General features: G+C 61.0%; 26 protein-coding genes. 16 read left to right on the top strand and 10 right to left on the bottom strand.

Translation table 11 applies throughout. From position 1 onward, the window contains the following. Positions 1 to 13: 13 nt before the first annotated feature. A complete protein-coding gene (locus WG78_RS06030; protein WP_053936883.1) occupies positions 14 to 970 on the top strand; it encodes a quinone oxidoreductase family protein in 957 nt (318 codons plus the stop codon). 99 nt (positions 971 to 1,069) lie between these two features. Here the strand turns inward: WG78_RS06030 and WG78_RS06025 are convergent, their stop codons facing one another. Next, positions 1,070 to 2,164 carry an alpha/beta hydrolase gene (locus tag WG78_RS06025; RefSeq protein ID WP_201782371.1) on the bottom strand — a complete coding sequence of 365 codons (1,095 nt, stop codon included), beginning with the start codon at positions 2,162 to 2,164 and terminating at the stop codon, positions 1,070 to 1,072. 409 nt (positions 2,165 to 2,573) lie between these two features. On the opposite strand from WG78_RS06025, the gene WG78_RS06020 reads away from it, so the two are divergent. From WG78_RS06020 to WG78_RS05990, 7 genes are all read left to right on the top strand, one after another. Further along, positions 2,574 to 3,773 carry an MFS transporter gene (locus WG78_RS06020; RefSeq protein ID WP_053936882.1) on the top strand — a complete coding sequence of 400 codons (1,200 nt, stop codon included), beginning with the start codon at positions 2,574 to 2,576 and terminating at the stop codon, positions 3,771 to 3,773. Between the two features lie 164 nt (positions 3,774 to 3,937). Beyond that, positions 3,938 to 4,453 carry a sigma-70 family RNA polymerase sigma factor gene (locus WG78_RS06015; protein ID WP_152969083.1) on the top strand — a complete coding sequence of 172 codons (516 nt, stop codon included), beginning with the start codon at positions 3,938 to 3,940 and terminating at the stop codon, positions 4,451 to 4,453. After that, positions 4,450 to 5,418 (top strand): FecR domain-containing protein, encoded by a 969-nt coding sequence (locus WG78_RS06010; protein WP_053936881.1) that lies wholly within the window; start codon positions 4,450 to 4,452, stop codon positions 5,416 to 5,418. Before WG78_RS06015 ends, WG78_RS06010 begins: the two co-directional genes overlap by 4 nt. Positions 5,419 to 5,516: 98 nt before the next feature. Further along, entirely contained in the window at positions 5,517 to 7,961 is a 2,445-nt protein-coding gene (locus tag WG78_RS06005; RefSeq protein ID WP_053936880.1) for a TonB-dependent siderophore receptor, read from the top strand. A 93-nt stretch (positions 7,962 to 8,054) separates the two neighbouring features. Next, positions 8,055 to 9,248 carry a PepSY-associated TM helix domain-containing protein gene (locus tag WG78_RS06000; RefSeq protein WP_053936879.1) on the top strand — a complete coding sequence of 398 codons (1,194 nt, stop codon included), beginning with the start codon at positions 8,055 to 8,057 and terminating at the stop codon, positions 9,246 to 9,248. Next, the gene (locus WG78_RS05995) at positions 9,248 to 9,430 is read left to right on the top strand and encodes a hypothetical protein (protein ID WP_053936878.1); all 183 of its coding nucleotides are present in this window, start codon (positions 9,248 to 9,250) and stop codon (positions 9,428 to 9,430) included. The genes WG78_RS06000 and WG78_RS05995 overlap by 1 nt, the downstream gene beginning before the upstream one ends. 162 nt (positions 9,431 to 9,592) lie before the next feature. After that, on the top strand, positions 9,593 to 11,731 hold the full coding sequence (locus tag WG78_RS05990; protein WP_053936877.1) for a putative bifunctional diguanylate cyclase/phosphodiesterase: 2,139 nt from the start codon (positions 9,593 to 9,595) through the stop codon (positions 11,729 to 11,731). A 160-nt stretch (positions 11,732 to 11,891) separates the two neighbouring features. On the opposite strand, the gene WG78_RS05985 is transcribed toward WG78_RS05990, so the two are convergent. Further along, complete coding sequence (locus tag WG78_RS05985; protein WP_053936876.1) at positions 11,892 to 12,833, bottom strand: LysR family transcriptional regulator; 942 nt, start codon at positions 12,831 to 12,833, stop codon at positions 11,892 to 11,894. Positions 12,834 to 12,972: 139 nt separating this feature from the next. Between WG78_RS05985 and WG78_RS05980 the strand changes: the two genes are divergently transcribed. After that, a complete protein-coding gene (locus WG78_RS05980; RefSeq protein ID WP_053936875.1) occupies positions 12,973 to 13,767 on the top strand; it encodes an alpha/beta fold hydrolase in 795 nt (264 codons plus the stop codon). 17 nt (positions 13,768 to 13,784) lie between these two features. Here WG78_RS05980 and WG78_RS05975 read toward each other — a convergent pair whose 3' ends face one another. Continuing rightward, positions 13,785 to 14,738: an AraC family transcriptional regulator gene (locus WG78_RS05975; RefSeq protein ID WP_053936874.1), complete on the bottom strand. Its 954-nt coding sequence runs from the start codon at positions 14,736 to 14,738 to the stop codon at positions 13,785 to 13,787. 166 nt (positions 14,739 to 14,904) lie between these two features. Here WG78_RS05975 and WG78_RS05970 point away from each other — a divergent pair, with 166 nt between their 5' ends. The 3 genes from WG78_RS05970 (at position 14,905) to map (ending at position 16,820) form a co-directional block, all read left to right on the top strand. Continuing rightward, the gene (locus tag WG78_RS05970) at positions 14,905 to 15,756 is read left to right on the top strand and encodes an oxidoreductase (RefSeq protein ID WP_053936873.1); all 852 of its coding nucleotides are present in this window, start codon (positions 14,905 to 14,907) and stop codon (positions 15,754 to 15,756) included. An 87-nt stretch (positions 15,757 to 15,843) separates the two neighbouring features. Further along, a complete protein-coding gene (locus tag WG78_RS05965) occupies positions 15,844 to 16,056 on the top strand; it encodes a ParD-like family protein (protein ID WP_053936872.1) in 213 nt (70 codons plus the stop codon). Beyond that, on the top strand, positions 16,053 to 16,820 hold the full coding sequence (map, locus tag WG78_RS05960) for a type I methionyl aminopeptidase (RefSeq protein ID WP_053936871.1): 768 nt from the start codon (positions 16,053 to 16,055) through the stop codon (positions 16,818 to 16,820). The genes WG78_RS05965 and map overlap by 4 nt, the downstream gene beginning before the upstream one ends. A gap of 10 nt (positions 16,821 to 16,830) precedes the next feature. Here the strand turns inward: map and WG78_RS05955 are convergent, their stop codons facing one another. Continuing rightward, positions 16,831 to 17,205 (bottom strand): NUDIX hydrolase, encoded by a 375-nt coding sequence (locus WG78_RS05955; protein WP_053936870.1) that lies wholly within the window; start codon positions 17,203 to 17,205, stop codon positions 16,831 to 16,833. Next, positions 17,202 to 17,801: an NUDIX domain-containing protein gene (locus WG78_RS05950; protein WP_053936869.1), complete on the bottom strand. Its 600-nt coding sequence runs from the start codon at positions 17,799 to 17,801 to the stop codon at positions 17,202 to 17,204. Before WG78_RS05950 ends, WG78_RS05955 begins: the two co-directional genes overlap by 4 nt. 78 nt (positions 17,802 to 17,879) lie before the next feature. Here WG78_RS05950 and WG78_RS05945 point away from each other — a divergent pair, with 78 nt between their 5' ends. Then, complete coding sequence (locus tag WG78_RS05945; RefSeq protein WP_053936868.1) at positions 17,880 to 18,635, top strand: DeoR/GlpR family DNA-binding transcription regulator; 756 nt, start codon at positions 17,880 to 17,882, stop codon at positions 18,633 to 18,635. A gap of 26 nt (positions 18,636 to 18,661) precedes the next feature. Here the strand turns inward: WG78_RS05945 and WG78_RS05940 are convergent, their stop codons facing one another. Together WG78_RS05940 and WG78_RS05935 are read right to left on the bottom strand one after the other, a co-directional pair. Then, on the bottom strand, positions 18,662 to 20,290 hold the full coding sequence (locus WG78_RS05940; protein WP_053936867.1) for a methyl-accepting chemotaxis protein: 1,629 nt from the start codon (positions 20,288 to 20,290) through the stop codon (positions 18,662 to 18,664). 115 nt (positions 20,291 to 20,405) lie between these two features. Beyond that, the gene (locus WG78_RS05935) at positions 20,406 to 20,780 is read right to left on the bottom strand and encodes a nuclear transport factor 2 family protein (RefSeq protein WP_053936866.1); all 375 of its coding nucleotides are present in this window, start codon (positions 20,778 to 20,780) and stop codon (positions 20,406 to 20,408) included. A 241-nt stretch (positions 20,781 to 21,021) separates the two neighbouring features. Here WG78_RS05935 and WG78_RS05930 point away from each other — a divergent pair, with 241 nt between their 5' ends. Then, positions 21,022 to 21,726 carry a PEP-CTERM sorting domain-containing protein gene (locus WG78_RS05930; RefSeq protein WP_152969081.1) on the top strand — a complete coding sequence of 235 codons (705 nt, stop codon included), beginning with the start codon at positions 21,022 to 21,024 and terminating at the stop codon, positions 21,724 to 21,726. A gap of 72 nt (positions 21,727 to 21,798) precedes the next feature. On the opposite strand, the gene WG78_RS05925 is transcribed toward WG78_RS05930, so the two are convergent. Both WG78_RS05925 and WG78_RS05920 read right to left on the bottom strand, forming a co-directional pair. Next, a complete protein-coding gene (locus tag WG78_RS05925; protein ID WP_053936864.1) occupies positions 21,799 to 22,446 on the bottom strand; it encodes a DUF429 domain-containing protein in 648 nt (215 codons plus the stop codon). 34 nt (positions 22,447 to 22,480) lie between these two features. Then, a complete protein-coding gene (locus WG78_RS05920) occupies positions 22,481 to 23,014 on the bottom strand; it encodes a hypothetical protein (protein WP_053936863.1) in 534 nt (177 codons plus the stop codon). A gap of 355 nt (positions 23,015 to 23,369) precedes the next feature. Here WG78_RS05920 and WG78_RS05915 point away from each other — a divergent pair, with 355 nt between their 5' ends. Beyond that, positions 23,370 to 24,518: an MFS transporter gene (locus WG78_RS05915; RefSeq protein ID WP_053936862.1), complete on the top strand. Its 1,149-nt coding sequence runs from the start codon at positions 23,370 to 23,372 to the stop codon at positions 24,516 to 24,518. A 3-nt stretch (positions 24,519 to 24,521) separates the two neighbouring features. Then, on the top strand, positions 24,522 to 24,905 hold the full coding sequence (locus WG78_RS05910) for a VOC family protein (protein ID WP_053936861.1): 384 nt from the start codon (positions 24,522 to 24,524) through the stop codon (positions 24,903 to 24,905). A gap of 15 nt (positions 24,906 to 24,920) precedes the next feature. Here the strand turns inward: WG78_RS05910 and WG78_RS05905 are convergent, their stop codons facing one another. Then, positions 24,921 to 25,649: an SDR family NAD(P)-dependent oxidoreductase gene (locus WG78_RS05905; RefSeq protein ID WP_053936860.1), complete on the bottom strand. Its 729-nt coding sequence runs from the start codon at positions 25,647 to 25,649 to the stop codon at positions 24,921 to 24,923. Position 25,650 lies beyond the last annotated feature (1 nt).

Raw genomic sequence — 25,650 nt, 5'->3', positions numbered from 1 at the left:
AAGGAAAACCATCATGAAAGCCGCCGTCGTCACTACGCTGGGCCAGCCACCCGTGTACCAGGATTTCGATCTACCCAGCGCCGCGCCGGGCCAGCAGCGCGTGCGCGTCACGGCCAGCGCGCTCAGCCAGTTGGCGCGCGCCAAAGCGCTGGGCAAACATTATTCGTCCAGCAACAGCCTGCCGCTTGTGGCGGGCGTCGATGGCGTGGGGGTACTGGAGAATGGTCAGCGCGTGTATTTTTTCGGGCCAATCGCGCCGGGCGGGGCCTTGGCTGAATACACCCTCGTGCCTGCCGAAAACTGCGTGCCGCTGCCCGATGATCTGGATGACGTAACAGCCGCTGCAATTGCGATTCCCGGCATGTCGTGCTGGGCGGCGCTGGTAGAACGCGCGCAGTTTGTGCAAGGCGAGACGGTGCTGGTTAACGGCGCAACCGGTGCCTCCGGCCGCCTGGCAGTGCAAGTGGCCAGACATCTGGGTGCCCGCAAGATTATCGCCACGGGCCGCAATCCGGCGGCGCTGGCATGGCTGCGCAGCGCGGGCGCCGACGTCACCGTTACGCTCGACCAATCCGAAGACGCCCTCAGCCAGGCGCTCGCGCCGCATTTCGCTGCGGGCGTGGATGTGGTGCTGGACTATTTGTGGGGCGCCAGCGCCCGCGCTGCCTTGATCAGCGCCGCGCAAAGCCTGCCGGACGGCAAGCCGCTGCGCTTTGTGCAGATAGGCTCGATCAGCGCGGCCGAGATCAGCCTGCCCGCCGCGGTGTTGCGCTCCACCGCCATCAGCTTGCTGGGCAGCGGCATCGGCAGCGTGCCGTTGCCGCGCTTGTTGCATGTGGTGGCGCAAGTGCTGCAGGCCACCGTGCCCGCGCAATTGCAGGTCAACGCCGAAGCGGTGCCGCTGGCGCAACTGGCCGAGTATTGGGACCGCGCTGACAGCCAGTTACGCACGGTATTCGTGCCGGGTTAACGGACATAAGCCTGATCGCCCAATGCGATGTTGCAGGTGATAAAAAAACCGGTGGCCTGATCCAGGCACACCGGTTTTTATACGTCGATATATCGGGCGTTATTGCGGCTTGAACGCCTTTTGCAAATCCTTGGCCACCAACTTGACTGCGGCTTTAGATTTTTTAACCACCGCGCCCATACCGAAGAATTCGTGGGTTACGCCTTCATAATTGCGGTAATCCACCTTCACCCCGGCCTGTTGCAGACTTTGCGCCAGCGCATGGCCTTCCGAGCGCAATGGATCGATATCGGCCGTAATCACGGTGGTGGGCTCCAGGCCAGTCAGGTCGGCGCGCAGCACGGACAATTGCGGATCATCCTTGTCCGCCGGTTGCGCCGTGTAGTTTTGATAGAACCAGCCCAGCATCGGCGTATTCAGCGGCTTGGCGGCCGCGTTTTGTTGCTGCGATTGCGTGGTATTGTCGTTTTTGACATCGGCCACCGGGTAAATCAGCGCCTCATACACCGGCAATTTGTATTGTTCTTTTTTGGCACGCAGCGACACCGACAGCGCCAGATTGCCGCCGGCGCTTTCGCCCACTACAGCCACATTCGAGGCATCGCCGCCGATCGAATTGGCAATGTGATACGCCCATTTATAAGCGGCGTAGGCATCGTCATGTGCGGCCGGGTATTTGTTTTCCGGGCCCTGGCGATAATGCGCCGAAATCACGATGGCCTTGCTGGCATTGGCCAGGGCGCGGGCCGAGGCATCATAAGTATCCAGATCGGCAATCACCCAGCCGCCACCGTGGTAATACACGATGACCGGCAATTGCGCCGTGCCTTTCGGCACCTTGGGCCAATAAATACGCGCCGGCAATTTGCCCGCCGCGCCGTCGTATTGCACGTCTTCCACCTTGCCCACCTTCTCCGGCGCGGTGCTCTTGCCTTCATCCTGCAGCACGCCTTTCACCGCATCGGCAGGCGTGGGCTGCTTGCGCGCTTCTTCCGCGCCAAGCGTCTCGATCGGCTTGCCGCCCAGGGTGCCCAACTTGTCGAGCACCTTCTGCATTTGCGCATCGGGCTGGCTTTGCGTGTACGGCGTGGGCTCGGGCTTGATGGTGGCATCAGCGGCATACGCCGCGCCCATCAGGCTAAGCGAGGCGGCCAGTGCGGACAGTTTGATGGTGGTTTTGATGACGTGATTCATGGGCGGACTCCAATGGTTTTGTGCCACCAGTATCCATTGCGCGCGATGCAATTGAACGCAGTGCGCGGCCACGTTGCAGTGTCAGCAAGGCGCTGAAACGGGCTGTGGGAAAAGCGGGGATGAGGGACCAGCGCCCGGCCTGGCAGACCTCTGCGCGAAGAACACGTGCGGTGGTGGCGCGCGGCAAAAACCAGCTGTCCACGGTCCATGGACTGTGGACACTGCAAAAGTCGAAGCCAATAAAAGGTCAACGCCAACCCGGTTGCCCATCCCCCCATTCCTCTCTAAAATCGCCGCCAGACAAGTTTCCACCACCCGGATTCTTGCGTAAGCGTTAACGTGAACCAACGCACAACAGATTGCCGTCATCCGCAATGCGGAAGGCCGCATCCGTGCAAGGTTCATACGCGTGCAAGCTTCTGCTTCCAACGCGGCGCCGCAGCGTCGCCCCCTTCCGATTATTGTTGGCATTGTGCTGATTGGCGCCAGTCTGCGCGCGCCCATCACCGCGCTTGGCCCCATCCTCGGCGATATCCAGCAAGACCTTTCCTTAAGCGACACCGCCGCGGGCGTGCTCAATGCCCTGCCGTTGATGATTTTTGCGCTGCTATCGCTGATCACGCCCGCACTGGGCCGACGCTGGGGGCTGGAGCGCGGCCTCGGCTTTGCGCTCGTCGCCATCAGCGCGGGCATTGTCGTGCGCTCGCTGCCGCTGCCCGGCGTGCTGTGGCTGGGCACTTTGCTGGCCAGCGGCGGCATCGCCATCGGTAACGTATTGCTGCCCGGTTACGTCAAGCGTGAATTCCCGGATAAAGCGGCGTGGTTAATCGGCCTGTATGCGGCCTCGATGGCGACGTTTGCCGGGCTGGCGGCGGGCGTGGCGGTGCCAATTGCGCATGCGGCCGGTTCGAGCTGGCGCATGGCCATTGCCTGCGCATTGCCGCTGTCCATCATTGCGCTGGGCGTGTGGCTGCCGCCGCTGGCATCGCGCCCGCCACACCATCGCGCGACGGCCCAGGCGCATTCTGTCCAGACGCCACTGACGCCATGGAAGCAAGCGTTAGGCTGGCAAGTGGCGCTGTTCTTTGCTTGCCATTCGTTTATCTTCTATTCGCTGGTGACCTGGTACGCCGCCATCGCCGCAGCCCAGGGCGTAACGCCCACGGCCGCCGGATTCGACTTGCTGCTGTATCAAGTGGTGGCCGTCGCCGCCAACCTGGCCACCGCCCCGCTCATCAAACGCAGCAAAGATCAGCGCGCGATTGGCTTTTTGTGCGGCGCGTTGTTGCTGATCGGCACGCTGGGCCTGGCGGCCGCCGCGCCGCTGCCCCTGCTATGGCTGCTGCTCGCCGGGCTGGGCGCAGGGTTTTCGATGAGCACCAGCTTGTCGCTGTTCGCGCTACGCGCCAGCAACCCGGACCAGGCCGCGCGGCTGTCGGGCATGGCGCAATTTGTGGGCTACAGCGGCTCGGCCTGCGGCCCGATCCTGTTTGGTGGGCTGCACGAATACGCCGGCAACTGGAACGGCTCGCTGGCGATGCTGGTGCTGGCATCCGTACTGGTGACGCTATTTGCGGTGCTGTCGGGGCGCGGCAAGACGCTGCGTTGAGGCTGGCCATTGCTTCCACACGGGCGGCCACCGTGCCGCACAGGCCGCATCCCGGCCGCGCGTTCGCACAGTTTGATTACAACAAGTTTCTTGCCTGACACATTCCAGATATCATTTGATAACAATTCTCATTATTGCTAATCACGATTTCTGGAGCCGTCATCTTGGCTGTCGAGCAAGACCCCACTGCGCAGTTCTCCGCGCTCTATGGCGAGCATCATGCCTGGCTGGCGGGCTGGTTGCGGCGCAAGTTGGGCAATGCGGCGGATGCGGCTGATCTGGCGCACGACACCTTTGTGCGCGTGATGGCGGGCCGCGATCTGACCAGCGTGATCGAACCGCGCGCGTTTCTGACCACGGTGGCCAAGGGCGTGCTGGTTAACTGGTACAAGCGCCAGGCGTTGGAACGCGCATGGCTGGAGGCATTGGCGCAATTGCCCGAAGCGCAAATGCCCTCGCCCGAACAGCGTTATGTGATGCTGGAAACCTTGCATGCGCTGGACGCCATGCTTGATGCGCTGCCGCCTTTGGTCAAGCGCGCGTTTTTGCTGGCACAGCTGGAAGGGAGGAAGTACGAGGCGATCGCCGCAGAATTGCGTGTATCGCTGATTACGGTAAAGCGCTACATCAAGCAGGCGTATCTGCAATGTTTGCTGCTGGCGGATGACTTGCCCGCATGAACGCGCCCATCGATCCACAAGTATTGGCGCAAGCGGCGGACTGGCTGGTGCGGCTGCAAGACAGCAAGGTTAGCGCGCAAGACCGCCACGCCTTCGAACAATGGCGCAATGCCGCACCCGAACATGCGCGCGCCTGGTTGCGCGCCGAGCATCTGTTGCAGCGTCTGGACGAATTGCCCGCCGCGCTGGCCATCAGCACGCTGGAACGCGCGCCAACACTCAGTCGCCGCGCTGCCTTGGGCCGCATTGCATTGGCGCTGGGCGTCATGCCCGCCGGGTGGCTGGGCTGGCGCGCGGCACAACGTCAGGGCTGGCTGGCCGACCAGCATACGGCGGTGGGCGAACATCGCGCGCTGCAACTGGCGGATGGCTCGCGGCTGACGTTGAATACCTCAACCCGGCTGGATATTGATTTCTCGGCCAGCGCGCGCCGCCTGACCTTGCCACATGGCGAAATCCTGCTCGAAACCGCGCCAGACCGCATCCAGCCAGCGCGCCCGTTTCTGGTCCACACGCCTGACGCCGTGCTGCGCGCCATGGGCACGCGCTTTATGGTGCGGCGGCGCCATGGCCGCACGCATCTGGCCGTATTTGACGGCGCGGTCGCCATTGCACTGCCGCGCCAGCCCGCACAAATGATCCTGGTCGCCGGCCAGCAAACGTTGATCCACGCCGGCCAGATCGCCGCACCCAGCCCGGCCGACGATACCCTGGCCGCCTGGACGCGCGGCTTGCTGCTGGCCGACGCCATGCGGCTGGATCAACTGGTGGACGAATTGGGCCGCTATACCTCGGTGTATCTGCAATGCGATCCGGCGGTGGCGGCGCTGCGGATTTCCGGCGTGTTTCCGCTCAATGATGTCCCGCGCGCATTGGCCATGCTGATGGCGGCCAGCCCGGTCGATGTTGCCCAGCGTTTTGGCGGTTATTGGCAAACCGTAATCCCGCGCGCGGAGCATGGCTGATGCCTGCGCAAAAATTCTATCGCGCAGCGCTGATACTTTTTGCAGTCCTGGCTGGCAAGGAGATAAACCCCGTCTCCTCATCAGAAAGGAAGTGCTGAATGTCCCCGCTTTACTCGCGCCGCCTCCAAAGCCCCGGCCGCGCCAAAACGCTGCCGCAACTGCTGCGTGCCACCTCATTTGCGTTGCTGTTGTCCGCGTCGATCAGCGCTCCGGCGCAGGCGCTTGAGGCCCACCCCATCGACACGGTCGCGCCGCGTACCTATCACATCGCCCCCGGTCCGCTGGGCCGCGTGCTATCTGGCTTTGCGCTGGATGCGGGGCTGGCGCTGTCGTTTAACCCGGCGCTGACCGAAGGTCAGACCAGCAAAGGTCTCGACGGCAACTATTCGGCGCGCGATGCGATCAACCGCTTGCTGGATGGCAGCACGCTGATGCTGATGGAACTGGATAACGGCGGCTACACGCTAAAAAAGCAACCCGCCGCCGCACCGACCCCAGCCGCTGACGCCGCCGCCACCTTGCCGTTGGTGAAGGTGGAAGCCGCGGCCCAACGCGACCCCACCAGCGAGGGCTCCGGCAGCTATATCACGCCCGCCATCACCCTCGGCCTGGGCGAGCATTCGGTGCGCGAAACGCCCAACTCAGTCAGTGTGGTCACGCGTCAGCGCATCGAAGACCAGAGCTTTGTGCGGCTGGAAGACGCCATGCAATACACCACGGCGATGAAGGTCACCACGTACGGCACCAACAGCTCGGCCATTGAATCGCGCGGTTACACCATCGACCATTATCAGATTGATGGCGTGTCCTCGTCCGCGCGCGTTTACGAAAACAACTTTGGCCTGGCCATGTACGACCGCATCGAAGTCTGGCGTGGCCCCACCGGCCTGCTGCAAGGCTCAGGCGACCCCGGTGGCACGTTGAACTTTGTGCGCAAACGCGCCGAGCCGGTGCTGGCCGCCAACGCGCATGCCGCAGTGGGCAGCTGGGACAACTATTACTCGGATGTCGATCTGACCGGCCCGTTAACCGAAGACGCGCGCCTGCGCGGCCGCCTGGTCGCGTCTTATCAAGATCGTGGCTACTTTACCGATTACGCCGCGTCGCGCGAGCCGATGATTTACGCGACGCTGGAATTCGACATCACCGACAACATCACCGTCTCGATCGGCAATACCTGGCAGCAAAACAAGACCTTGCCGTTCTTTGGTCTGCCCATCGACAGCACGGGGCATTTGCCCGATGTTTCGCGCTCCACCTATGTGGGGGCCAGTTGGGCGCACACCACGCAGCAAGCCAATCGCAGCTTTGTGGAACTGGAAGACAGGCTGGCCAATGGCGGCACGGTCAAGCTGGATGCGGTGTACCTGGCGCGTAAAAACGATGGCGAAATCGCATGGGGCAGTAGCCTGGTCGATCCGGCTAGCGGCAATTTTGAGCTGATTCCGTATTTCTCGATGGGGCGTGAGCGCGAACTGAATCTGAATGCGCAAATCACGCAGCCATTTACGCTGTGGAATCTCAAACAGGAATGGGTAGCGGGCGCCAATTATCAAAGGCTGGCCAGCACCAACGCCTATAACAGCAGCACCTGGGGCCAGAACGGCTTTGTGCAGGATATCTTTGCGCCCGACGTTAATGTGGCCAAGCCGGATGTGGCCATCGATGCCCCCAGCCACGCCGCGCAAAAACAAAGTGCGTTATTCGGGCAGCTGCGCATCAAGCCGATTGAGCCTTTGACGCTATTGTTGGGGGGCCGCCTGGCCTGGTTTAAAAGCGAGGACCTTGATCACCCCGGCAATGATCTAACCGAGAACGGCAAATTCATTCCGTATACGGGCGTGGTTTACGACGTCAGCCCGCAATGGTCGGTGTACGGCAGTTTTAGCGATATCTTTGCGCCGCAATCCGATATCGATTCCGCTGGCCATTACCTGCCCGCACGCAAAGGCAAGCAATATGAAGTCGGTGTTAAAGGCGAACATCTGAACGGCAAACTCGATAGCAGCCTGGCGTTTTATCGAATTGAAGACACCAATCGCGCCATGAGCGATCCAGCCAATCCTGATTTCTCGATTGCATCCGGCAAGGTGCGCAGCCAGGGTATCGAGGCGGAATTAACCGGCCATATCACAGCGCAATGGAATGTCACCACCGGCTATGGCTTTAACACTGCCAAGCAGATTACCGCTGCGCCGGGCCAGGAAGGCCAGCCCTTTAATACCACTTTTCCCAAACACACGTTTTCGCTCTGGAGCGATTACCGCACCGTCGCGCCCAATGATCACACGGTGACTTTGGGGGGCGGCATGCGTTATCGCAGCAGCATCTACAACGAAGACTCCGGCATTCGTGTAACACAGGGTGGCTTTACTTTATTTGCCGTGCAAGCCGGTTATTACATTACTCCCAAAGTGCTCGCCAGCCTGACCATCAACAATCTGTTTGATAAAAAATATCTGGATCGCCCCGAAGCATGGACGCGGCAGAATTATTTTGGCGAACCACGCAGCTTTATGTTGAACGTTGGCTGGAAACTGTAGTCATCAAATAACAAAAAAATAGCCGCCCGGATGCGTTTAAACACCGGGCGGCGTTGTCATTAAACCGCACGTATTTTTATTAGAAAGTGGCCTATGTCTTCTCATGCTCGCCGATTGCGCCGTTGGTATGTCGTCCATTTATGGAGCAGCCTGATCTGCACGCTGTTTTTGCTGCTGATCTGTATAACCGGCTTACCGCTGGTATACACCGAAGAAATCGACCATCTGCTGAGCAATGACCCGCCGTACGCTGCCTTGCCCGCCAATACCCCGCCCGCCAGCGTCGACCGTATTGTCGCTGCGGGCTTGCAACGCTATCCCGGTCAGGTGGTGACTTCGCTCTATATCGATGATGACGCGCCGCAGGTTTATCTGTTTATGGCGCCGTCGATGCAGGCGCTGCGCGAGCATCCCGATAGCGGCCATTATTTGCAGTTTGATAGCCGCACCGCGCAATTCGTCAAGGAATCCGATCCGCCGGGCGAGCATTTGCCGTCGTTTACTTCGCTGATGTTTTCACTGCACACCGATCTGTTTGCCGGCCTGCCCGGCGAATTGTTTATGGGCGCTATGGGCTTGCTGTTTGTGGTGGCCACCGTGTCGGGCGTGGTGCTGTATGCGCCATTTATGAAGAAACTGGATTTTGGCACCGTGCGGCGCAAACATGGTTCGCGTATACGCTGGCTGGATCTGCACAATCTGCTGGGCATTGCCACCTTGATGTGGGTATTGATCGTCGGCCTGACCGGCGTGTTGAATGAATTGGCCACGCCACTATTTGGCGTGTGGCAAAACACTGATATTAACCAGGCATTGCAGGCGTGGAAGGACAAACCGCCCATTCGCGCCGACCAGTTAAGCTCGCCGCAAGCGGCGATTGAAACCGCCCGCAAGGCGTTGCCTGAAATGACCGTCACCGGCATCAATTATCCAGGCAGCGAAATCGGCAGCCCGCACCATTACATGATCTGGACTAAAGGCAATGAAGCACTGACGTCCAAGCTGTATACACCCGTATTGGTTGACGCCATTACCGGCCAACTGAGCGCCGTCATGCCCATGCCTTGGTACTTAAAAGCACTGGAATTATCGCGCCCGCTGCACTTTGGCGATTACGCCGGCAATCCGCTCAAGATTTTATGGCTGCTGTTTGATATCGCCGCCATCGTTATCCTGGGCTCAGGGCTATATCTGTGGTTTGCCCGGCATAAACAACGCCGCGCGCGCTTTCGCAAATTGCTGCAACCGGCCCGCGCCGCCACTGCTACCGCCAGGGGGATCAATTGATGGATTGGTATAAACGCGCTCGCAAAAACCTGTGGGCGCTGCCCATTGCGCTATCGCTACTTACGCTAGCGGGATTATTTCTGGCGCTATTAACCACCGGCCTCTGGCATGGCGTGGCCTGGGCCATGTTGACGCTGCCCATCGGGATAACCGGCTGGTACGCATTTGCCGGGCGGTCCTGAAATCAATTGATTATGCGAGGGGAAAAGCGACCGCCCCCTACAAATGGATAGCACGGTGCACGCTGGATCAGCGCCGTGCGCCTCCGCGCAACACCGCCCACACCCGGCATGCCCACCGCGGCGCTTTCCAGGCATACTCAGCCCACCACCCGGGAGAGGTTGATGGCCGTCGAAAACATGCCTGATCTGCAATCGCACCCAGAAGCACCGCGCAATCCGCGTTTTGATCTGGTGCGCTATTTTTTCTGGCTGTCGCTGGTATTGATGGGCGTGGCCACCGTGGCCATGGCGGGCTATCTACGCTATTTCTCCAGCGAGCAAATGCTGCAATTAGAAAAAGTGCGCGCCGCGTCGCTGGTGCAGGTTTTTGAAAACTCGCTGTGGCCGCATTTCAAGCCACTCACGCAAATGAGCGACGACGTGACGCGTATGCGCGCCATGGCCACGCAAGAGCAATTGCAAAACAACGTGGTGCATTTGATGCAGGGCACCGATGTGGTCCGGCTCAAGGTTTATGCGCTGGATGGCATGACGGTGTTTTCCACCGATCCCAGGCAAGTGGGCGAAAGCGAAAAAGGCAATGACGGTTTTGAATCGGCCGTCGCCAATACGCCGGTTAGCGAACTGGCGCATCGCAACAGCATTGATGCATTTGACCGGCAATTAACCGACCGCGATCTGATTTCCACCTATGTGCCAGTGCATGGCGCCAATGGCAAGGTGGAGGGCGTGCTCGAAATCTATGTCGACGCCACGGCATTTGTCTCCAGCACGCGCGCGCAATTAACCTGGTTAACCATCGCAATCATTCTGTCGATGATTGCCCTGTATATCGCGCAAATGCTGGTGGTTAAACGCGCGGGCAATATCATTAAAAACCAGGCCGCCAAACTGGTTGAAATCAATCGCGAACTCGATCAGCGCGTTGAATTGCGCACGCAAGAACTGGGTGATGCCAATCGTTTGCTGGAAGGCGAAATTGAAGAACGGCGCAATGCCGAAGAGCGGCTGCACCAACTGGCGCATCACGATCCGCTCACCAGTCTGCCCAATCGTCTGCTGTTTAAAAACCGGCTGGAACAAGCATTAGCCACGCCGCCCACGCAACATCACCTGGCGGTGCTGTTTCTGGATCTGGATCGCTTTAAAGATGTTAACGATACGCTGGGCCATTTTATTGGCGATCAATTGCTGATTGCGGTGGCGGAACGTCTGATTGAGCATGTGCGGCCCGGCGATACCCTGGCGCGCATTGGTGGCGATGAATTTGTCTGCATCCTGGCCCATATCGAAAACGCCAATGCGGTTAATCCAGTGGCGGAGCGGCTACTGTCTTTATTTAATTTGCCGTTCCGGATTAGCGATAACGATATCCATCTTTCCGCCAGTATCGGGGTCAGCTTTTCGCCGCAAGACGGCACTGACTTTGATGCCTTGGTGCGCAAAGCCGATATCGCCATGTATCAGGCCAAAGCGCTGGGGCGTAATCGCTATCAAATGTATACGCACCAGATGTCGGTGGCCGCCGAAGAACGCGTATTGGTGGAACGCCATTTGCGCCGCGCGATTGCGGCGCAAGAAATTGCCGTTTATTTTCAGCCCAAAGTGGATTCCATCAGCGGCAAGCTGGTGGGCGCGGAAGCATTGGCGCGCTGGACCGATCCGGTATTGGGCGTGGTGCCGCCATCGCGTTTTATTCCGGTAGCTGAAGATTCCGGCTTGATCATCAAACTGGGCCAGCAAGTATTGGAAAAAACTTGCCAGCAGATTGCGCAATGGCGCGCGGACGGATTTGCCATTACGTCGGTCTCGGTCAATTTATCGGTTAAACAACTGGAGCTGGACGACTTTGCCGTGCGCCTGGCGCACCTGTTGGAAACCTACGATCTGCCCGCCTCGGTACTGGAACTGGAAATTACCGAAAGCGTGATCATGGCAGTGGCCGATGCCTTTAGCGTGCTCGAAGCCATCCGCGCGCTGGGCGTTAAATTGTCGATTGATGACTTTGGCACTGGTTATTCCTCGCTGGCTTATCTAAAGCAATTGCCCGTCGATATCCTCAAAATTGATCGCGCCTTTGTCACTGGCATCGGCACCGGTATCGATAGCGAAGCGATTATTCGTACCATCATCGGCCTGGCCCGCAGCCTGGGCTTGCGCACCGTGGCCGAAGGCGTGGAAGAACGCGCGCAGGTCGACTTTTTGCAACGCGAAGGCTGCACCACCATACAGGGCTATTTCTACGGCCGACCGCAAGCCGCGGCGTTGTTTGTGCAGGACTGGCAAGCGCGGAATACCTGAAGTCTGGAGCAGCGGCCCGCTGCGTTCGGCAGCGGGCGAATTACGCTCCGATATCCGGTTTGATTTCCGCTCTGTTTTCCGATCTTTTTTTGGCTAAAAAACTTTGCATATCAAGGTATTGAATCTGTTTTAACTGGCTCCGTTTCCGCTAAAATTTCCGCTATGTTTTCCTTATTTTGGCTTCGGCTTGTTCCGTCTTCCCCAGCCAGGGCGATGCCCCCGCAAACGCCCCCTTCAAGCGCTCAATAAACAGCCGCGTCTTGGTATTCACATAGCGCGCCGTCGGCGTAACAGCATGCAGCGGCAGCACCGGGCTGCGGTAGTCAGGTAGCACGCGTTGCAGTTGGCCGGTTTGCAAATGGCGCGCAAATACAAAATCCGGCCCATACACAATGCCGCCGCCCGCCAGCGCCACGGCCAGCATCACGGCGGTGTTATTGGCGCTAAAGCGGCATGGATAATCGAGATTGAAGGTCTGGCCTTGCGGGCTGGTAAAGCTCCACGGCGCGGTGGTGACTTCGCCCAGGTAGCCGATCAATTGATGCCGGGCCAGATCTTCGGGATGCGTCGGCACACCGGCGGCGGCCAGCCAGGACGGCGCGGCGCAGGCCAGCAACTGGCAATCGGCCAGCTTGCGCGCCACCAGGTTGGAGTCGGGCAACTGGCCGATGCGCAGCGCCAGATCCATGCCCTCTTCGATCAGATCGACAAAGCGGTCCTGCAAATGCAGCGACACCTCAACCTGCGCAAATTCGGCCATATACGCGGCCACCACCGGCCCCAGATACAGCGAACCAAAGGTGATCGGCGCAGCAATCCGCAGGCTGCCGCGCGGGGTGGCTTGCAAGTCGGCGGCCTCGTGATCGGCTTCCTGCAAGTCGTCGAGGATGCGTTTGGCCTTGGCGAAATAAGCGCGGCCCGCGTCGGTCAGGTTGAGTTGTCGCGTGGTGCGCTCGACCAGGCGCACGCCAACGTGGTCCTCCAACGCGGACAAATAGCGGCCCGCCATCACCGGCGACAGCCCAAAACGACGGCCTGCGGCGGCAATGCTGCCCTCGTCCACCGCCGCGACAAACACCGCCAAGCTGGTCAATCGATCCATCAGCGCCCCTCCGGATTAGATACTTTGAGTATGCATTCTATACACGCCAAGGTGCATTCACTACGCAGATGAGCTTGCGCACAATGGCCTCCGAACCGCGCGCCACCTTTGGCCCGCCGCCGCTTTGGAGCAAATCAGCATGAAAATCCACAATCAAAACGTCGAACTCAACGTGATCGATACCGCCGTGGGCGATGTCGCCTTGGTGTTTCAACATCACTGGGGCGGTTCGGCCGCCAGCTGGAATACAGTGATCGAGCAGTTGCGCGGCCAGTTTCGCTGTGTGGCCATCGATGCGCGCGGCGCCGGGGATTCCAGCGCGCCCGCCATTGGCTACAGCACCGCCGACCACGCCAGCGATGCCCGCGCGGTGATCGAGGCGCTGGGGCTCAAACGCTATCTGCTGGTCGGCCACTCCATGGGCGGCAAAGCGGCGCAGCTGCTGGCTTCGCAACAGCCTGCGGGCCTGGAAGGCGTGGTGCTGGTGGCGTCGTCGCCGTTGTCGCCGATGGCCATCGATGAAGCGCAGCGCCAGCAAATGCATGGCGCGTACGCCTTCCTCGGCGCGGTGGAATTTACGCTGGACAATGTGCTGCTGGGCAGCACCGTCGCGCCGCCAGTGCGCCAGCAATTACGCGACGATGCGCTGCGCTTGAGCCTGCCTGGCAAAAACGGCTGGCTGGAAGTCGGCTCGCGCGAGGATTTCAGCGCGCGCGCCGCACAGGTCAACGTGCCGGTGACCATCATCGCGGGCGAGCTGGACCGGGTTGATCCAGTAGAGGTAATCACCCACAAGATCGCGCCGCTCTACCCGGCCGCAGAGCTGCATCTGCTGCCCGGCAAAGGCCACTTGTTGCCCGCCGAAGCACCGCAAGACCTCGCAAACATCATCCGCAAATTTGCGACCCGCGCTGTACCGGCGCAGATCGCCTGAATGCGCGGGGCGTTTACTTAATGCGATGACACAAAACCGCGTGACGGCGCGGGGTCGGGCAAGGCAAAGCTTTGCTTCATGCGCGCCACTTCCTGCAGCGGGCTGCGGCCAAACAGGCGCTTGAATTCGCGGCCGAATTGCGAGGCGCTTTCGTACCCCACCTGCGCGCTGGCGGCCCCGGCTGTCATGCCGTTGCGCGCCATCAGCAAGCGTGCCTGGTGCAGGCGCGTGGACTTGAGATATTGCATCGGCGAGCTATCGGTCACCGCCTTGAAATGCACATGAAACGTGGCCACGCTCATGCCCGCCGAGGCCGCCAGCGACGGCACATCCAGCGGCTGCGCAAACGACTGGTGGATCAGTTGGATGGCGCGGCCGATCTTGCCAAACTGGCCGTGCGCGGCCAGTGCGGCGCGCATCGATCCGCCTTGTTCGCCCAGCATCACGTGCAGATATATCTCCCGCACCAGCGCTGGCCCCAGCAGTCGGGTTTCCAGCGGCGAGGCCAGCGCGCGCAGCAAGCGCAACACGCTGTCGGCCATGCGCGCGTCCAGCGGCGTCGAGGCCATGCCGCGCGGCGCGGCGTTGGGCAATTGCGCCAGCGCGTCCAGCTGCAACATCAGATCGGTGGCCAGATTAAAGTCGAGCCGCAGATACAGCGCCAGTAACGGCTCGGCCGCGCTGGCTTCGGTCTCCATCGAAAAAGGCAAAGCCACCGACACCACCAGATAATGCTGCGGGTCGTAGATATACACCTGGTCACCCAGATAACCGCGCTTGCGTCCCTGGCAGACGATGACGATGCCGGGCTCGTACAACACTGGCGTGCGCGTCAACGGCCGATCCGAGCGCAGCAGGCGAATATCATCAAGCCCGGTCAGGTTGTAGCCTTCAATCGGGGCCAGTCTGGCCAGTAATTCGATGGCTTCGGGCGCGAGTACGGTGGTGGTTTTGCGGGCGGTGGCGGGCATGGTTGATACAGCGCAAAGCGATGGCGCTACTTTGCCACTGTCCGCGCGCCAGCGGGGCGTCCTCAGACAATCAGGCTAAACATGCAGAGCATCGGGTCTTAGCGCCAACGCGGGTGGCGCCTAGCATGGCGGCATTGTTTAACCGATGTGACTGGAGTTGCCCACGATGAGCTTGTCCCCTACCCCAACCCACAAAACCGTGCTGATTACTGGCGTGTCGTCCGGCTTTGGCCGCGCCTTTGCCGTCGCCTTGTTGGCGGCGGGCCATCGCGTGATCGGCACCGTGCGCAAACCCGAGGCTTGTGCCGAATTCACCGCATTGCATCCGCACAATGCGCATGCCGTGGTGCTGGATGTAACTGATTTCGCCGCCATTGAACCCGCAGTCGCGCAAATGCAAAGCCAGTTTGGCCCGATCGACGTGCTGATCAATAACGCCGGTTATGGCCACGAAGGCACGCTGGAAGAATCGCCGCTGCACGAGCTGATCGCGCAATTCAATACCAATGTGTTTGGCGCGGTGGCGCTGATTAAAGCCGTGTTGCCGGACATGCGGCAGCGCCGGCGCGGCCACATTATCAATGTCACTTCGATGGGCGGATTTATCACCATGCCCGGTATCGCTTACTACTGCGGCAGCAAGTTTGCGCTGCAAGGCATCAGCGACACGCTGGTGCAAGAACTGCGCGGGCTGGGCATCCACGTCACCGCGCTGGCGCCCGGGTCATTCCGTACCGATTGGGCCGGCCGTTCGATGGTGCGATCAGAACGCAGCATTGCGGATTACGACGCGCTGTTTGACCCGATTCGCGCCGCGCGCGAGGCCAAATCGGGCAAGCAACTGGGCGATCCGGCCAAAGCGGGCCAGGTGTTGGTGGATTTGATCGCCCACGAAGCGCCGCCCGCGCAGCTGTTATTGGGTAGCGATGCTTTGGGCCTGGTGCGGGCGCGGCTGGAATCCTTGCGCGCCGAGATCGACCAGTGGGAAGCGGTAACGCGCTCGACTGATTTCGCGTAATCGGCCCACTAACTGCAAAGCGCCGCTTGCACCCTGCTCGCCACCGAATATATGGTTCGTATATGAAACGTATATACGGAAGCGCACATGGGCATTGTTAACATCGACGACGAACTGCACGACCAGATCCGCAAGGCCAGCGCGGTGTCGTGCCGTTCCATCAATGCGCAAGCGGCGTTCTGGATCAAGATGGGCATGCTGGCCGAGATGAACCCGACGCTGACTTTTAATGAGATTGTGGCGCGCGAATTACGCGCCGCTGGCGTGGAGACCGCCGCCTTCCGGGTGGCCGCGTTATGACCAAGCGTCCCGAAGAAATCGCCATCATGGCCGAGGCTGGGCGGCTGTTGGCCAGCGTGTTTGCAAGGCTGGATACGCTGGATTTGCTCGGCATGTCCACCATGCAGGTTAACGATCTGGTCGACGCGTTCATCGTCAACGACCTGAACGCGCGCCCGGCCAGCAAAGGCCAGTACGGCTATGCCTATGCATTGAATTCATCGCGCAACCAGGTGGTGTGCCACGGCGTGCCGTCACCGACCGAGATTTTGCAGGATGGCGATATCGTCAATTTTGATATCACGCTGGAGAAAGGCGGCTATATCGCCGATTCCAGCAAAACCTATCTGGTGGGCCATGTCGGCCCCGAAGCGCGGCGACTGGTGCAGGTAACGTACGACGCGCTGTGGAAAGGCATCAACACCGTGCGCCCCGGCGCGACGCTGGGCGACGTCGGCCACGCGATTGAACGCTATGCGCGGCAGAATGGTTTTTCGGTGGTGCGCGAATTTTGCGGCCACGGCATCGGCCAACACATGCACGAAGAGCCGCAAGTGCTGCATTACGGTTCGCCGAAAACCGGCCTGGTGTTGCGCGAAGGCATGGTGTTTACCATCGAGCCGATGCTGAACCAGGGCCGCCGCGCCATCTACACCGAGGCCGATGGCTGGACGGTGGTGACGCGCGACGGCAAGTTGTCGGCGCAGTTTGAACACACGGTGGCGGTCACGCGTCAGGGCGTGCAAGTGTTAACGCTGCGCGCTGACGAGAAACACGCCGCCTGAGCGCCCGCGATCAGAGGGATGGAGTGGCCACCGGCACTTCGTCCAGCGTTCGATACACCGCTTTGCCCCATTCCAGCGCCAGCCGCACATCCTGGTCCGCGCCTTTGGACGCGCCGTCGATGCGATAAACCGCATCGCAACGCTGCAGCAATCGGTGCGCCACCGGGTACATATAGTGTTCGCTGATCGCATCGCCCACCGTTTGCGAACCGGCCATGGCGGCCAGCGGCAGCGCGGCCCATTCGCCGATCAGCGGCATATGACCACGTTCATATACATCCAGCGCCGCGCGTTCCAGATGCTTGAGATTCAGCGCAATCTTTACCGGATCGCCATCGGTGCCGCTGCGATAAGGCCCGGCAATCAAAATCAGTTGGCCGCTCATAGCGCGCCCTCCCCATGCAGGCCGCGCAGGGCCAGATGTTGTAACAGCATGATGGTTTTGCCATCGACGATTTCGCCACGCGTAATGGCCGCTAGCGCATCGGCCAGCGTCATTTCGATCACCTCCAGATCTTCACCTTCGGCCTCGACGCCGCCACCGTGGTGGATGCGTGTGTCGGCCGTGTATTCGGCGATAAAGAAATGCAGTTTTTCGGTGACGGAACCGGGGCTCATATAGGCCTCGAACACCTTGTGCACCTCGCCCACGCGGTAGCCGGTTTCTTCTTCCACTTCGGCGCGGATGCGTGCCTCGGGCGAGGCGTTATCGAGCAAGCCGGCCGCCGCCTCGATCAACATGCCGTCGTGGCCGTTAACAAACACCGGCAGGCGAAACTGGCGCGTCAGCACCACGGTTTTTTGCTGCGGATTAAACAGCAAAATGGTCGCGCCATTGCCGCGATCATAGGTTTCGCGGCTTTGCCGTTGCCACACGCCATCGCGGCGCAAAAAGTCGAAGGTGGTCTTTTTAAGGACGTACCAATCGTCCGATAACACGCGGGTTTCGATGATGCGCACGCGCTCTGCCGTGGTGGTCATGCTGGCTCCATTTCACAAATCGGGAGCATTCATGCTATCGTGCAGTTTCGTGCAATACAAGCATCTTCGTGCAAAACCATGCTGACCACAGAACGCAAGAAAACCATCCTCGAATTACTGGCGCGCGACGGCCGCGTGCTGGCCGCCGACCTGGCCGCCGCCTTTGGCACTTCGGAAGACACCATCCGCCGCGACCTGCGCGAACTGGCGGCGGAAGGCTTGCTGCAACGCGTGCATGGCGGCGCATTGCCTGCGTCTTCGGCGGTGGCGCCGTTCGCGCAACGGCGCTCGATTGAGTCTTCGGCCAAACGCAATATCGGCCGCGCCGCCGCAGCGATGATTGCGCCGGGCCAGATCGTGATCATTGATGGCGGCACCACCTCGGCCGAGCTGGTTAAACATCTGCCGCTCAGCCTGGCCGCCACCGTGGTCACGCATAGCCCCACCGTGGCAGTGGCGCTGGTGGACCATCCTTCCATCGACGTGATCATGATCGGCGGGCGCTTGTACAAGCATTCGGTGGTCAATGTCGGCGCGGCGGCCATCGAGGCGATGTCGCATATCCATGCCGATATCTACTTTATGGGCGTGACCGGCTTGCACCTGACTGAAGGGCTCAGCACCGGCGATATGGAAGAGGCGTATATCAAACGCGCGCTGTCGGCCCGCGCGGCCGAGACCGTGGTGTTGGCGTCGATGGACAAGCTGAATGCGGCGTCGCGTTATGCGATTGGTGATGTGACGCTGGCCAATACCGTCATCGTCGAGGCGCAGGCCGATGCCGCCATTACGCAAGCGCTGCAAGCCAAAGGCATCAGCGTGGTACGCGCCTAAGCGACGCCAGCCGCTTCTGTCCAGGCCTACAAGCGAAAACGCGTCACCACCGTTTGCAAGTGCTGCGACAAGCCATCGAGCTGTAACGACGCCGTGGCCAGGCTGCGCACGGTGGCGCTGTTTTCTTCGGCCATGCGCGCCACCATTTCCATGCTGCCTGCCAGGCCCAGGCTGGCGCTGCGTTGCTCGGCCAGCGCGCCGTCGATGACGGTAATGGCGCTGGCAATGGCGCGCGTGCCGCTCTCGATATCCTGCATGGTGGCTGAGGTTTTTTCGGCGGTATCCGACACCACGCCCGCGCGGCTCAGGCTGCGGCCCATGCTGTCGGTCACCTGGTTTACGCCGGACTGGATGGTGTTGATCATTGCGGTAATTTCGCCGGCCGAGCGCGTGGTGTGTTCGGCCAGCTTGCGCACTTCGTCGGCCACCACCGCAAAACCGCGCCCCTGTTCGCCCGCGCGCGCCGCTTCAATGGCCGCATTCAGCGCCAGCAGATTGGTCTGATCCGCCAGCCCGCGAATCACATTCACCACATGGTCGATATGGCGGATATCGGTTTGCAATTGCGTCATCTGCGCGGCGGTTTCGGCCATTGCGCCGGTCACCAGGCCGATCTCGCCGGACGACGTGCGCGCGGCATCGCTGCCCTCGGTAGCCAGCCGCCCGGCCGCGTCGGCACGCGCGGCGGCTTCATCGGCGCTGTCGGCCACGTGGTTCACGCTGACAGTCAATTGTTCGATGGTGGCGGCCGCGCTAGACGTGGCTTCGGCCTGCTGATGCGAGCCTGCGGCAATCTGCTCGGCCGAAGCCGACAGCGCTTTGGCGGCGGCAGCCACGCGCCCGGCATCGTCATGGATGCCCGATACCACTTCGCGCAGGCCCTGGCGCATGTCTTGCATGGTGCGGGCAATTTCGATGGCTTCGTCGCGGCTGGGCGCGATGTGTTCGCGCTGACCCGATAGATCGCCCGCCTTGATCGCATGCGCCAGCCGCACCGATTTTTTAAGCGGCGTGGTGATAATCCAGCCCAGCGTGAGCGCCATCAGCACGCCCACAATCAGCGCACACACCGCCACGCTGATCATGGTCCAGAGCGCGGTGTGATAACTGGCCTGCGCCGTCGCGCCCGATTGCAGCATTTGCTGCTCCTGGTATTGCGTCATGCGCTTGAGCGCCGCCGCCAGCGCCGTGTTATCGGGGCTGATGGTGCTGGCCAGGTACGCCACCGCCGCGGCGTTCTGGTTGGTTTTGATCAGCGTTTCCATCTGCGGCAGATCGCGCGTCAGCTTGTCGTCGGCGCTGTGTATCTGCGCCAGAATGCCGCGGCCGGTGGGGGTGCGGATCAGCCGCGTCATATCGCTGATATCGGCTTGCGCCTGGGTATGCAATTGCTCGATCAGCGCCACATTGGCGGCATTCTGCGTATCGCTGGTGCCGATAATGCCGTCGCGAATCACCCGGCGTATCTCCAGATAAGCCGTGCTGACCTTGTACGCCAGCGCCAGCTTGGGGTAGCGGCTGTCGGTAATGTCGATCAGGTTGGCATTGATGCTGGCCATCTTCCACAGGGCCGTGCCCACCACAATCGCCAGCAAAACCAACACCACGGCAAAGCCCGACAGCAGCTTTTGTTGCACCGACATCAGACGCAGCATGGCAACCCCCGGTCCAGGGCAAGTGGACGTTTACGGATGAGATCATCCGTTATAGCGGCTGGCATTCTCCGGCGCGGCTCCGTCGGGCGGCGCAATGGCGCGCTGCCGGGGCCGCTTAACCGTGCGGCACGCTGGATAGCTGAGACGGGCCTTTGATATCAAAGCGCACCACTTTGCCGTCCTGCACGCGAAACACATGGCGGATGACCTCATCCAGCACGGTCACGCCTTGCAGATCGCGCACGGTCTGATGCACTTCGACTTCCTGTGCGCCGTCATCGGTGGCGGCAATGTTGAGCGGAATAACGGTGGGGTCGATCACCGACCATTGATAAGTCCAGTACTCGCGCACCGCCTGCGTGCCCTGCACATGCGTGCCCTCCATGCCATTGGCCCAGAGCACATCGGGGGCCAGCGCGGCCAGCACGGCCTCGATATCGCGCGCGTTAAAGCGGTTGTACAGATGTTCAATCAGTTGGGCATCGGTCATGACGGGATTTCCTGTGGGCGGGTCAGCGTTATTAAACGGCTGCTGCCACTGTAGCCCAGCGCGAAGACGCGCTGGCGCCGGACTCGTGCTGCGTGTACTACCGTCTGCCGTCCACCGGCCCCGCAGCCGACGAAGTGTCATCCACCCGCTTGCCAGTCTGCCCCAGCGACTCTATGGTAAGTACCAAGTCAGCAAATTCACAAATCTGAGTCAACTTTAATTTGCGTAAGGAAGGCCCGAAGTGTCCCTCTCCCCCCTCAAATCAATGGTGCTGGCTGCGGTCATTGCGTGGGCTTCGGCCGGCGCTGCGCAGGCCGGCTCCGCCCAACTGGCCTTGCATGAAGCCGTACAAGGCGATGTCACCCAGATCTTTAACGGGTTTAGCGGCTGGATTACCAACAGCAACGGCGGACGCACTGACTTCACCAATAGCTATGCCGCCAGTCTCTACGATTCGTCGGGGCAGACCGAATTCAGCGTCAGCGCCAATAGCACATCGCTGGATCTGTACGCCGATCTATTCACCACCGCAGGCGATACCACGCTCGAAGGCTGGAACGGGCCGATTGAATTTGTGGTGGGCCCGGCGGGCGGATCGGTTTCGATTGACTATCAACTGGGCGCCACGCTGTGGATTTCTTCGCAACGCAAACCCACCGATATCAGCAGCGCAGACTTCTTGCTGAGTTCCGATTACGACCAGTTTCGCGGCATCGGAACCCGGTTAAAAGCCGTTGAGCCGGGTGCGCCTGCCTTCGACGCCGCAACGCAGACGCTCCAATTTGCTGGCACCGGCGCGGAAGTCCATTACTTTGCGCATCTCGATTTCGGTGCCTTTAGCAACGGGTATGCGGTGGATCCGGTGCCTGAACCCGAAACCTGGGCGCTGATGGGCATGGGTCTGGTGGCCGCAGTGGCAGCGGCGCGCAAGCGGCGTCGGGCGTAATGCATCGGACGCGGCGGCGCGATCGAGCAGACTGATCTCTGCCCCATACCGATCGCGCAGTCGCTCCGCCGTTTAGCTGGCCATCACGATATGTTGATCCAATTTGGGCACATGAATATGCCCGCCCAAGGCGTCGCCGTACGCCCGCGCCTGGCCTTGCAACAGATAGCGCGCGGTGACTGCGCACAGGGCGGCATCGCGCGCATCCACTGATTTGAGCGTGGCGGTCGCGATGCCCAGCGTTTGCAGCAATTGCTTGCGCTGCGTGCTTTTACGCCGGGCGCATGCCACTTCGCGCCCTAAAAAGGCACAGACGATGGCATGCGGGAAGGTTTCGAAGCAGATGCGCTGACCGTTCCAGGCGGGCGTTTCCAGTAGTGCGAAATCATCGGCCAGCGCTTGGTACACCGCCTCGCCATTGAACATCCAGCCGTAAAAGCCCGACAGACTCGCCAGCGCTTGCGCGCGCGTGGGTGTTGAAAACGATGAGATGCGTTGTTTGGCCAACATGGCCTCGGCGACGCGACCCGCATCGCCCAGGCGCCATTGGCAGGGCGCATCTACGCCCACCGCCATCACCTCATACTCCAGACAGTGGCGCCGCAAATCCGCAGGCGTTTGTTTGCCGACGCTCAGCAACACCTGATCGCCCTGCAGAATCACCAGATTGCATTTTTTCTTGTCTCCACCGACATCGATACCGGCTACACGGTGTTGCATCTCGTCCCTCCTTTTTCTGGACTGTCAGTGTGTTCTAGCTGCGCGGCTTGAATTCGCAACCCTTGGCATTCGAAAACGTATAAATCAGGATCAGCATGTTTTCGTCCGAGCCCAGCGTGACGGCCGCTAGCTGCGCTGGCAGGGGATGTTGCCGCGTGGCCACCCACGTCATCGCCACGCCGGGTCGCGCGGCAGCATTGTCTTCTGCAGCATCCTGCACATCCAGCCCTTTGCCGTATTGCTTGATCAGCGCGGCTTGTAGCGCCAGGCCTTCAGCGGCGTACTGCCACGGCTGGCTGGCCTCTGCCCTGCCGCTGACCGAACACAAGCCCGTTTGCGGCGAGATCACCACTTCAAACTTGTTCAGCGGCGCTACCGGGGTGGGCGCGGTCGGCATGCGCCAGGTATCGGCGTAGCCGGTGGGGATGGCGCTGGGCTGATAAGCCGCCAGCTCGGACAGGGTCTGACCCTGGTGCAAGCCGAAGGCAACCGGGATTTCATCCAGCGGCGCGGCGTGGACGGCCGCACTCGCCAAGGCCAAGCCCAGCGCAAACCAGCGATATCGCATTGATCTCTCCCCCTCACGTTGGACCGCCCCGGTGCCAGGGCGGGCGCGCAATCATCATCGATCAGTTCTATCAATAACGGAACCCTGCGCACGAGGCCAACCAGCGCAAGGCTTACCCGATCTTGCGCATTACTGCGGCAAAAACCGCATACCGTGCATAAACATACATGAACCGCTTAACATTTGCACGTTTATGCGTAATCATAGGTCCACATTCATGCACGATTAAGCGCGTTGCCATACGGTGGGTCATGACCCACCACCCAATGTGGCTGGCCAGGTTCGCGCTTCGTCGCACATGGCTTTGCACGGTGGGTCATGACCCACCACCACCGCACACCCTGGAGTACGCCCTATGTTTTCGGCCGACAGCCCCGCCACGCGGCTGGCAACCCGTATCGCCTTTCTTGTCGCCGGTTTCGGCGTGTCGTGCTGGGCGCCGCTGGTGCCCTTTGCCAAACAGCGGCTGGCGATCAACGACGGCCAGTTAGGGTTGTTGTTGCTTTGCATCGGCATCGGTTCGTTGTGTTCGATGACGTTTACCGGCGTGATCAGCGCGCGTTATGGCAGCCGTCGCCCCATCATGCTGGCCGGCCTGGCAATGGCAATCATTCTGCCGTTTCTGGCGCTGGCGCCCAGTTCGCTCACCCTGGGCGCGGCCTTGTTCTGCTTTGGCGGCGCGCTGGGCTCGCTGGATGTGGCGATGAATGTGCATGCGGTCGAAGTGGAACGCGCGGCGCAACAGCCGTTGATGTCGGGCTTTCATGCCTTGTTTAGCGTGGGTGGCTTTTCGGGTTCGACGGCGATGACGTTTTTGCTCTCCACGCAAATCACCCCGCAAACCGGCACCTTGCTGTGCGCGGCGGTGATGGTGTTGGCGATGCTGTATGCGTGGCCGCGCCTGCTCAAACAGAGCGCGCCTGATAGCGAAGGCCCGTTGTTTGCCTTGCCGCACGGCATTGTGTTGCTACTGGCCGTGCTGTGCGCGGTCACCTTTTTGGCCGAAGGCGCATTGCTGGACTGGGGCGCGCTGCTGGTCACCGGCAAAGGCCTGGTGGCGGCGGCGCAAGGCGGGCTGGCGTATATGTTGTTTTCAATTGCGATGACGGCGGGCCGTTTAAGCGGCGATTGGGTAACCGCACGCATCGGCGACCGCCCTACCCTGTTCTGGGGCGGCGTGGTGGCAGTGGCGGGCTTTGTGGCGGTGCTGACCGTGCCGGTGGGCCTGCTGGCGTTGGCTGGCTTTGTGCTGATCGGGCTAGGGGCATCCAACGTGGTGCCGGTGTTGTTCCGCCAGGCGGGCCGGCAAAAAGTGATGCCACCGGGGCTGGCCGTGACTGCGCTCACCACCACCGGTTATGCGGGCGTTTTGCTCGGGCCCGCCGCAATTGGCTTTGTCTCAAAGCAAGTCGGCTTGTCGAACGCGTTCTGGATGTTGGTGGTGTTGATGGCGTTGGTGCCGCTGACGGCAGGCATCGTCACCCGCCATTCCGGGCAGGAATAAGCGATGCAACTGGCTCATATCGCGTTGTGGACACGCAATCTGGATCAAGCTGCCGCGTTCTGGCAAACGTATTTTGGCGCTCACGTGGGCGAGGCCTATCACAGCCAGCGTCGGCCCGGCTTTGTGTCGCGCTTTGTGCAATTGCCCGATCACGCCGGCCAGATCGAACTGATGACGGGGCCGTGGCTGGCGGATGCGCCACAAGCCGAACACATCGGCTGGGATCATATGGCGATTGCCTTGGGTAGCCGTGCTGAGGTGGATGCGCTGGCGGCGCGCTGCAAGGCGGCGGGCTGCTTGCACGCGCCGCCTCGTCTCACCGGTGATGGCTTTTACGAAGCCGTGATCAAGACGCCCGATGGCACGCGCATCGAGATCACGGCTTGAGCCTGGTCCGCGCCATCAGGCGATCATGCCGCCATCGGCCACCAGTTCCGCGCCGGTGATATACGCGCTGTCGGCCGAGGCCAGAAACAAGGCCACGCCCGCAATTTCCTCCGGTTTGCCCATGCGTTTAAGCGGCACCATCTGGGTAAACTGCTCGCGGATTTCGTCGGTAACGCTATCAAACATCGGCGTTTCGATCGGGCCAGGGCTAAGGGTATTGATGCGAATGCCGCGCGCCGCCAGTTCTTTGGACCACGTGCGCGTGTACGAGCGCACCGCCGCCTTGGTGGCCGAATAAGTGCCATAACCGGCATTGCCGATTGAGCCGGCAATCGAACCGATCAGCACGATGGCGCTGCCGGCGGGCATCAGCGGCAAAGCGCCTTGCACGGTAAACACCAGCCCGCGCACGTTGATATCAAAGTGATAATCGAAATGCGCCTCGGTGGTGTCATCCAGCAAGCCGTGTTCGCTAACGCCCGACGCTGCGACCAACACATCAATCACGCCCGCGCGTTCTTTGACCGTGGCGTACAGCGCGGCCAGATCTTCGCCGCGGGTAACGTCGGCCTGGATAGCCTGCGCGCCGTGGCCAATCTGGCGAACGGCGGCTTGCAGTTCGGCTTCGCGTCGACCTGCGATAAACACGCGGGCGCCCTCTGCGGCAAAGCGTTGCGCGGTGGCCAGACCGATGCCACTGTTGCCGCCAGTAATGACGACGGTTTTACCTTCGAATCGCTGCATA

This window comes from Amantichitinum ursilacus (assembly GCF_001294205.1).
In the GTDB taxonomy this organism is placed as follows: domain Bacteria; phylum Pseudomonadota; class Gammaproteobacteria; order Burkholderiales; family Chitinibacteraceae; genus Amantichitinum; species Amantichitinum ursilacus.
Note: the sequence above shows the minus strand (reverse complement) of the source record. Positions and strands in the feature narration are given on the sequence as shown.